At 62.8% G+C, this 2,823-nt stretch carries 4 protein-coding genes; all 4 read left to right on the top strand.

The window, feature by feature from the left end; all coding sequences use genetic code 11:
• Positions 1-1,365: phage tail protein (locus tag ACT84W_RS08320; RefSeq protein WP_444328867.1), on the top strand; the 1,365-nt coding region annotated here is incomplete at its 5' end.
• Positions 1,337-1,561 (top strand): tail protein X, encoded by a 225-nt coding sequence (locus ACT84W_RS08325; protein WP_008981420.1) that lies wholly within the window; start codon positions 1,337-1,339, stop codon positions 1,559-1,561. The genes ACT84W_RS08320 and ACT84W_RS08325, both read left to right, overlap by 29 nt.
• 4 nt (positions 1,562-1,565) lie before the next feature.
• Positions 1,566-2,486, top strand: a complete 921-nt coding sequence (locus ACT84W_RS08330; protein ID WP_444328868.1) for a phage late control D family protein — start codon at positions 1,566-1,568, stop codon at positions 2,484-2,486.
• A partial coding sequence (locus ACT84W_RS08335) for a hypothetical protein (RefSeq protein ID WP_444328869.1) occupies positions 2,486-2,823 on the top strand: 338 nt, incomplete at its 3' end. The genes ACT84W_RS08330 and ACT84W_RS08335, both read left to right, overlap by 1 nt.

Here is a 2,823-nt window from a genome sequence, read left to right on the forward strand (position 1 = left end):
CTCAACTCCGACAAAATGTTCGCGGCCTTTGCAGCCGGCGGCGAGACCGCGCAGGCTGCATTTTTCGACACCGTCGAGGCTCTGAACAAGCTCGAGGATCCTCTCAAGCGCAACGAGATCGGCGTCGCACTGTTTGGCTCACAGTTCGAGGATCTGGAGGCGGGCATCCTGCCCGTGCTCGGAGACATCGAGACCGCAGCCTATGACGGCGCCGCCGCACTCCAGCAGATCAACGACGTCAAGTACAACGACCTCGGCTCTGCCTTCGAGGCGGTCAAGAGGTCGGCCGAAGTGGCTCTGCTGCCTATGGCGTCGATGATCGCCAACACGCTGACATCGCTGGCCCCGATCCTGACCGACACCTTCGAGGAAATCAGCCCGGTCATCACCGACACGCTCAACGCTTGTATGCCGTTTGTGCAGGACTTCCTCGTCGGCATGGGCGACACCCTGAAGGAGGTCATGCCGATGGTCACGGAGCTGGCTGCGGGCATCCTGCCACTACTGGCTCAGCTCGTGGGCTCGTTCCTGCCGCCTCTGCTCGACCTCGCACAGCAGCTACTCCCGCCGCTCATGCAGATCGTTCAGGCTATTCTACCACCGATCGCCAGCATCCTTGCCACCGTGCTCCCGATGCTGACGCAGATCATCTCGACTGTGCTGCCTGTGCTGGCGAACCTGATCGCCGCGCTGCTGCCGGTCATCACCCCGCTGCTGGAGGTGGCCCTGCAAATCGTCAACAGCGTCATCATGCCGCTGCTGCCTCCGCTGATGCAACTGATCGAGGCTCTGCTGCCCCCGGTCGTGAGCCTGCTCAATGCGATCATGCCGCTCCTCTCGCCCCTGCTGGCTATTCTGGAGCCCATCGCAAACGTGCTCGGCACGATCGTTGGCTGGGTATCGAAGATTGTCAGCTTCGGCTCCGGCGTCATCAGCAAGATCGCGGGCCTGTTTGGAGGTGGAGGCGGCGGCAGCGCCGACGTCTCCGGCTATGCGACCGGCGGCTTCACGAGTGGCCCGTCCATCGCGGGCGAGGATCCGCGCTATCCGACCGAGGCGGTCATCAGCTTCAACCCTGCGTACCGCTCGCAAAACCTGTCCTACTGGGCCGAGGCTGGCCGGATGCTGGGCGCATCCAGCGAGGCCGACTACGAGCCCATCAGCAGCGGATCGGGCACGGCTGTGGTCTATGACCTGAGCGGCCTGTCCTTCTCACCTCAGATCAAGGTCGAGGGCGACACCGACGAGGACGCCCTGATCCGAAAGCTCCGCGACCTCGAGCCGGAGTTCATCGACTTCATCCTCGAGGCACTCAGCAGAAGGGAGGGCGGCACCTATGTCACAGCAGACAGTCGGCTTTATTGATTATGTGGCGCAGGGCGGCGACACCTTCGACAGCATCGCGCTCGTCGCCTATAACGAGGAGCGCATGGCAAGCACCATCATCGAGGCCAACCCCGACCTCAGCGACGTGCTGATCTTCGAGGGCGGCGAGGCTGTGCGGATCCCGATCGTCGAGACCGTGGAGACGCCGGAGACCCTGCCGCCGTGGAGGAGGTGACGCCGTGAAGATCCTATACGAAGGCGTCGACATCTACCCGGACATCAGCGTCCACCGCTGCTATCACGATATGTACGCCGAAAAGCAGAGCGACGAGCTGCTTCTCAAACTCAACGACACCCGCGAGCTGTGGGACTCGTGGAACCCCAAGAAGGGCGACACCATCGCCATCGAGGACGGCGCTGCCAAGACGGGCAAAATGTTCGTCGAGAGCGTCGTCCCCGAGTCCGGCATCATCACCCTGCGGGCCTATTCCGTCCCGCAGTCTGCGAAGGATAAGCGGAGCAAGTCGTGGGAAAAGGTCAAGTTTCTGCAACTGGCCCAAGAGATCGCCGGCCGCCACGGCCTGACACTCGAGACCTACGGGATCACAGACCAGACCTACGACTACGTCGAGCAGAACAACCTCGCAGACTTCGCATTTTTTCAAAACCGCTGCACCCTCGAGGGCGCGGCGTTTCTGGTGTATGACGGCAAGCTGGTCGTCTACGACGAGGCATACATGGAAAGCCAGCAGCCCGTCGACACCATCACCATCACCCCGGCCAATGACTTCGAGTACCGCGACGAGGGCACCAACGCCTACGGCTCGGCCGAAGCAGTCAACGGCGGCCTGATCGGCACCTTCACAGCCCCGAGCGGCGGCGACAAGGTACTGCGCCGGATCCTGCCCTTCCGCATGACCGACCAGAGCGAGGCCGACCGCTTCGCCAAGGGCCTGCTCCGGGACGCCAACAAAAACGCGACCGTCGGCACCCTTTGGACGGGCTCGCTGCTGCGAGACTATGCGGCGGGCTCTGTGGTCACGCTGGCGACCGAGGGCGTCAAGTCGTGGGACGGCACGGCCTTCATCAGCCGGATCCGGCACGACTACGTCAAGACGCGGAGCAAGCTATACCTCCGCAAGCCACTGGAGGGATATTGATGAACAGCAACAACCAAATGATCCAGAAGGGCAAGATCTCCAGCGTGGAGGGAAAGGCCGACAGGAACGGCGACAAAACCACGGCCAGAGTGCTCCCGAGCACCGCCGACAGCATGGTCACACGGCCGCTGACGATCCCGTGGTATCTGCGCGGAGAGATGGGAAACCTGACCCCCGGAACAGAAGTCGCCTATGCTATGTTCGAGGACGGCACCGGCATCATCCTCTCCCGCATGGACGGAGAGTGGGACGGTATCGTCCCGGGCGACATCACCGTCAAGAAGGGCGCGCTCACGATGCAGGACAAGGGCATCAGCGTCCCGTCGGCAGACGTGAC

The sequence above is a fragment of the Paratractidigestivibacter sp. genome, assembly GCF_052362415.1.
In the GTDB taxonomy this organism is placed as follows: domain Bacteria; phylum Actinomycetota; class Coriobacteriia; order Coriobacteriales; family Atopobiaceae; genus Paratractidigestivibacter.

Coding starts and splice junctions, on each gene's coding strand:
- ACT84W_RS08325 (WP_008981420.1), top strand. CDS start 1,337: ATGTCACAGCAGACAGTCGGCTTTATTGATTATGTGGCGCAGGGCGGC.